Here is a 5,603-nt window from a genome sequence, read left to right as displayed (position 1 = left end):
GACCGCAGCCGCGCGCTGGCTTCAAGGCACAGCAGGGACATCGTGGAAGGCGCGCGTAGCATCATGGTGCATGAGAAAAAGACATGGAAGACGGACAAATTGTCGTTTGTAGCCAAAGATTTGTCCAAGCATCATTCAGTTTTCTCATTGATCAACCCTAAAGGTGGCCTTCATGACTGAATTTCAAGCAAGCCGGCGAGCGCTTCTCAAGCTGGGTGCCGCGGCGATGGCAGCGTCGCCCCTGCTGGCGCGCGCCGCCTGGCCCGACCGGCCCATCCGGTTGATCGTGCCGTCTTCTGCCGGTGGCTCGCCGGACAACATTTGCCGCATCCTTACCGGCGAGTTGATGAAGACGCTGGGGCAGCCTTTTGTGATTGACAACAAGCCCGGCGCAAGCGGCAACATCGGCATGCAGGAGATCGTGCGGGCCGCACCGGACGGCTACACCCTGGGCTACGGCAACGTGGTCACGCTGGCGATCAACAAAGCCCTTTTCTCCAAACTCCCGTACGACCCCGACAAGCAACTGGTACCCGTGGCGTTGATCGGCTATGTGCAAAACGCGCTTGTCGTGCGCAACGACCTTGGCGTGAATAACGTGGCCGATTTGATTGCGCTGGCCAAATCCAGGCCCGGCAAGCTCAGCATGGCGTCTCCCGGCAACGGCACCACCGGGCACCTGGGGGGCGAGCTGTTCAAAAGCATGACCGGCACTTTCATGACCCACGTGCCTTACCGCGGCAGCCCGCAGGCGATTCAGGACCTGATGGGCGGCCAGGTCGACCTGATGTTCGACAACCTGTCGTCCATCGCGCCGCACATCAAGAGCGGCCGCGTCAAGGCGCTGGGCGTCTCAGGCCGGGCACGCAGCGTGCAGTTGCCCGACGTGCCCACCATCGGGGAGTCCGTTAAAGGCTATGAAACGACGGCCTGGGGCGGCATCGTGGCGCCGGCCGGTACACCGCGGGACATCGTGATGCGGCTCAACAGCGAAATCAACAAGGTGCTGGGGAATGCCACCGTCAATGAACGCTATGCCGCCATTTCCTTCGAAACCACCATGGGCCCACCCGACCGCCTGTTTGACCGCGCCATGCGGGAGACGCGGATGTGGGCGGATGTCGTCAAGCGCGCCGGCGTCCACCTGGATTGAGCGCGCATGTTCGATGTCATCGTTGAAGGCGGCGAGGTGATTGATGGAACTGGCGCGCCCCGCCTGCGTGCCGACGTGGGTGTATTCCAGGGCAAGATTGCTGCCATCGGCGACCTGGCATCTGCACCGGCAACAGAGCGCGTCAGTGCGCTTGGGCGCATCGTGGCGCCGGGCTTTATTGATACACACACCCATGACGACCGCTTGCTGCTGATGCCCACGGCGGGCCCGCACCCCAAGCTGTCGCAGGGCGTCACGACAGTCATAGCGGGCAATTGCGGCGTCAGCCTGGCCCCGCTGGAAACCGCCAACCCGCCAGCGCCGCTGGACATTCTGGGAACCGACGGCTGGGTCTACCGAAGTTTTGCGGCCTACCTGGATGCACTGGCCCAGTCCAGCCTGGCCGTTAACGTGGCTTGCCTTGTTGGCCATTCCACGCTGCGGGTCAAGCACGTGGCAGACCTTGAAAGGGCCGCAACGCCTGAAGAGGCTGCTGCCATGGCGGCAGAACTCACGGCCGCACTAGACGCTGGGGCCATTGGTTTGTCGACGGGTTTGTACTATCCGCCCGCAAAAGCCGCGACGGCCGAAGAGGTGATTGCCGTAGGCGCACAGCTCAAGGCGGCTGGAGGCATCGTGGCCATGCACATTCGCGACGAAGGCGACGCCATTGACGAGGCGCTGCGCGAGGCCCTGCACATTGGCCGCGAGCTGGGCGTGGGCACCGTGATTTCCCATCACAAGCTGGTTGGCACGGCCAACCACGGCCGGTCTGTAGAGACATTGGCCCTGCTGGAGCAGGCCGCGCAAGGGCAGCCGGTGTGTTTCGACTGCTACCCATACAACGCCTCGTCCACGATGCTGCTGCCGTCCCGCGTGAAGCAGTCCAGCGATGTGCTGGTGACCTGGTCGCAACCCGAGCCGGGTGTGGCCGGCCGTTCGCTGAAAGAGCTGGCGCGCGAACGCAACCAGACCGAAGAAGACGTGGCCCGTGCCTTGCAGCCGGCGGGGGCCATTTACTTCGCCATGAGTGAAGACGATGTCAGCCGCATCCTGAGCCACCCGATGGCCATGGTCGGCTCCGACGGCCTGGCGCATGACGTGCGGCCGCACCCGCGCCTGTGGGGCACTTTCCCCCGCGTGCTGGGGCATTACGTGCGCGAGAGAAAGCTCTTTTCGCTCGAGACAGCCATCTACAAGATGACCGGCCTCAGCGCCCGGCGCTTTGGCCTTACAGGCCGGGGAACGCTGGCGCCGGGCCATCACGCCGATATCGTCATCTTTGACCCGGACCGCGTGAACGCCAACGCGAGCTATGGGCATCCGACCGAGGTCAGCTCAGGTATTGATGCCGTTTTTGTTAACGGCCAGCTCGCTTGCCGCGATGGCAACACCGTATGCGCAGGTGCGGGCCAGGTGCTGCGCGGGCAGGGCGACGTGCCCTGATTGCGAGGGCTACTTCGCCAGCAGTTTGGTAATCACGCGCCAACGCTGGCTCCGCCGGCTTGATGGACAGCCGGTTGCCCTTGCGCAGGATGATCAGGTCTTCCAGATTTTTGTGGCTCTGTAGCAAAAGCTACAGAACGCTTTTCCCGGCGCGGCTATCTTCGCGTTCGTGCCCGCATTGCGGCATGTCACGAAGAAGGAAAAACCCATCATGTCCAAGGAAATCTACTGGCTGGCATTGACCCTGGCCGCTGCGGCGTTGTTCGCCTTGCCTTATGTCCTCAATCGCATCGCCGTGCGCGGGCTGGGCGGTACGCTGGCCAACCCGACCGCCACAGAAAAACCCCTTGCCGAATGGGCCCAGCGCGCACAGCGGGCCCAGGCCAATGCCACCGAAAACCTGGTGATTTTTGCGCCGGCCGTGCTGGCCGTGCAGGCCAGCGGCCGAGYCGATTCGGTGACGGCCATCGCCTGCGCCGTCTACTTTTTTGCGCGGCTCATTCACTACGTCGTTTACACGCTTGGTGTTCCCGGCGCACGCACCCTTGCCTGGGCAGCGGGCTGGGCGGCCACACTGGTGTTGATCGGGCGCCCGCTGGGGGTGCTGTGAGCCGGCCCTTCGCACTCATCGCGGGAAGCGGTGGCGTGCTCGGCGAATCGCTCGCGCTGCAGTTCAGCGGGGCGGGGTACGAAGTGGCGGGCCTGCGGCGCGCAGATTGCGATCTGGCGGATGGTGACGCAGTGGCGCAAGCCGTCGCGGCCCTGGTTGAGCGCCACGGACACATCGACACGCTGCTGTACAACGCGGGTCATCTGGCAGTGGCTCCTTTTCTTGAACTGGAGGCGAGTGCGCTGCGCGAGTGCCTTGAAGCCGGCCCTGTCGGGGCGGCGCACTGCGCCCGGGCCGTGCTGCCGGGCATGCTGGCCGTGGGGCGCGGCAACCTGCTCTTCACCGGCGCCACGGCTTCGCTGCGCGGTTCGGCCCGCTTCGCGGCCATGGCCGCGGGCAAATTTGCCCTTCGTGGGCTCGTGCAGTCACTGACAAGAGAGTTCCAGCCGCAGGGCATCCACGTGGCCCACGTCGTGCTGGACGGCATGCTTCGCGGCTCTGCTGCCGCATCCCGCTACGCGGCAGCAGAAGCCCCGGTGATGGCGCCCGACGGCGTGGCTGCCAATTTCCTGTGGCTGGCGCAACAGGCGTGCACCGCATGGACGCAGGAGCTGGACCTGCGAACCGCGTCGGAGAAGTTCTGATGGAGCTGATGCACGTGAACGCCGACCGCACGGAGCCCGTCCTCCTACGGGCCGGGTCGCTGCCGTGGCTGCCGTCGCCGCAACCCGGGGTCGAGCGGCGCATGCTCGAGCGTACCGGTGCAGAGGTGGCTTTGGCAACGTCACTCGTGCGTTATGCGGCTGGTAGCCGGTTTGACGCGCATTCGCATGCGCTGGGCGAAGAGTTTTTTGTGCTTTGCGGCGTATTTTCCGACGAGCACGGCTCGTACGGCCCCGGTACCTATGTGCGCAACCCGCCGGGCTCCAGCCACAGGCCCTTCAGCGACGAGGGCTGTACCATTTTCGTCAAGCTGCGGCAGATGGACCCGCTTGAACAGCGCCGCGTCGTCATCCGTGCAGCAGACAGGCCCTGGGTGGATGCCGGAATCGCCCGGCATCGGCGTGCATTGCTGTACGAGGGCCCCAGGGAAACCGCATTCCTCGAACGGCTGGAACCGGGGTGTACCATGGCCGCGCAGTACGCGCATGGCGGTCAGGAAATGCTTGTCGTCGAGGGCTCGGTCCGTGTCGAAGCCGGCGACGATACGAACGCACGCGCTGCGGGTGCGCAGGACCTCGGCGCGGTGTGCTGGCTGCGAAATCCACTCACCAGGCAGCCCGCCCTGGCCAGTTCTGAAGGTGCCCTGTTATGGATCAAGCGTGGCCACGTGGCACCGATGGTTTGACGGTGCGGCAGGTTGCCGCGAATGGAGCAATATGCAGGTCTTACGTGAACTTGCCCTTTTCGAGCCTTTCAGCCGCCTGAGTGCCGACGGCCGTAACCTGTTAACCCAGGGTGCGGTTCCAATGAGTGCACTGGCGGGAACAGGCATCATTCACAAGGGTCAGCCTGCCTCCGGCGCCTATGTCGTGCTGTCGGGCCGGCTGCGCGTGTACACCATCACGCCTGCGGGCACCGAGGCGACGCTGTATCTGGTGGAGCCCGGCGAGACCTGCGTGCTCTCGCTCAACTGCCTGTTCAACGATCTTCTTTATCCCGCCTGGGTTCAGGCCGACAAGGCGACGCGTGTCGCCGTCATCCCCGGTCCGTTGTACCGGCAGCTCTTCAAGCAGGAAGCGTGCATCCAGGACCTGACGCTGCATGCGCTCTCGACGCTTGTTTTCAGGTTGATGGCAGAACTCGATGCCGTTCATTCCTTCAACCACCGGCAACGCCTTGTGCATTTTGTGTTGCTGCACGCCTCGTCCGACGGGGTACTGAAAACGACGCAGCAGCAGCTGGCAGGGCATCTGGGTACGTCGCGTGAAGTGGTGGCGCGGCTGATGCAGGGGCTGGTGGCCGAAGGTTTCCTGAAAAGCCAGCGCGGCCAGATCATCATCAAGGACCTCTTCGGGTTGCGCCGCCTGCAAAGCCTGCCGCAGTCCGGCGCCTGACAGGTTTCTCACTTTTTGCTGGTGATGGCTTTCCAGTGCTGCGGCTCGACGGGCGTGATGGAAAGGCGGTTGCCCTTGCGCAGCACCTGCAGGTCTGCCAGTTCTGGCCGTGCACGCAGGACGGGCAGGGTGATGTTGGGTATCTTGCGCAATACCTGCACATTCACCAGCATCCATCGCGGTTCTTCAGGTTTTGACTTGGGGTCGTAGTAGGGCGACTTCGCATCAAACTGCGTAGGGTCAGGGTAGGCCGTAGATGCCACCCGGCCGATGCCGACAATGCCCGGCTCGGCGCAGCTTGAGTGGTAGAACAGCACGCCATCGCCGACTTGCATTC

Annotated in this window: 8 protein-coding genes; 7 read left to right on the top strand and 1 reads right to left on the bottom strand. The window is 64.0% G+C overall.

Annotation, left to right across the window (positions count from 1 at the left end):
• From AC1D1X_RS14275 to AC1D1X_RS14245, 7 genes are all read left to right on the top strand, one after another.
• Positions 1 to 180, top strand: a 180-nt coding sequence (locus tag AC1D1X_RS14275) for a hypothetical protein (RefSeq protein WP_477698504.1), incomplete at its 5' end; no start/stop codon positions are given.
• Positions 173 to 1,153, top strand: a complete 981-nt coding sequence (locus AC1D1X_RS14270) for a Bug family tripartite tricarboxylate transporter substrate binding protein (RefSeq protein WP_477669449.1) — start codon at positions 173 to 175, stop codon at positions 1,151 to 1,153. The genes AC1D1X_RS14275 and AC1D1X_RS14270, both read left to right, overlap by 8 nt.
• A 6-nt stretch (positions 1,154 to 1,159) precedes the next feature.
• Complete coding sequence (locus AC1D1X_RS14265; protein WP_477669450.1) at positions 1,160 to 2,599, top strand: N-acyl-D-amino-acid deacylase family protein; 1,440 nt, start codon at positions 1,160 to 1,162, stop codon at positions 2,597 to 2,599.
• Between the two features lie 211 nt (positions 2,600 to 2,810).
• Positions 2,811 to 3,209 carry an MAPEG family protein gene (locus AC1D1X_RS14260; RefSeq protein WP_477698503.1) on the top strand — a complete coding sequence of 133 codons (399 nt, stop codon included), beginning with the start codon at positions 2,811 to 2,813 and terminating at the stop codon, positions 3,207 to 3,209.
• Entirely contained in the window at positions 3,206 to 3,853 is a 648-nt protein-coding gene (locus AC1D1X_RS14255) for an SDR family NAD(P)-dependent oxidoreductase (protein ID WP_477669452.1), read from the top strand. The genes AC1D1X_RS14260 and AC1D1X_RS14255 overlap by 4 nt, the downstream gene beginning before the upstream one ends.
• The gene (locus tag AC1D1X_RS14250) at positions 3,808 to 4,557 is read left to right on the top strand and encodes a cupin domain-containing protein (RefSeq protein WP_477698502.1); all 750 of its coding nucleotides are present in this window, start codon (positions 3,808 to 3,810) and stop codon (positions 4,555 to 4,557) included. Before AC1D1X_RS14255 ends, AC1D1X_RS14250 begins: the two co-directional genes overlap by 46 nt.
• The gene (locus AC1D1X_RS14245) at positions 4,532 to 5,266 is read left to right on the top strand and encodes a Crp/Fnr family transcriptional regulator (protein WP_477669453.1); all 735 of its coding nucleotides are present in this window, start codon (positions 4,532 to 4,534) and stop codon (positions 5,264 to 5,266) included. The genes AC1D1X_RS14250 and AC1D1X_RS14245 overlap by 26 nt, the downstream gene beginning before the upstream one ends.
• A gap of 8 nt (positions 5,267 to 5,274) precedes the next feature.
• Here the strand turns inward: AC1D1X_RS14245 and AC1D1X_RS14240 are convergent.
• Positions 5,275 to 5,603 (bottom strand): EVE domain-containing protein (locus AC1D1X_RS14240; RefSeq protein WP_477698501.1); only part of this gene is annotated, 329 nt, incomplete at its 5' end.

The sequence above is a fragment of the Polaromonas sp. P1_G4 genome (assembly GCF_056405475.1).
The sequence above is the reverse complement of the archived record's forward strand: the minus strand, read 5'-3'. Positions and strand labels throughout refer to the sequence as shown.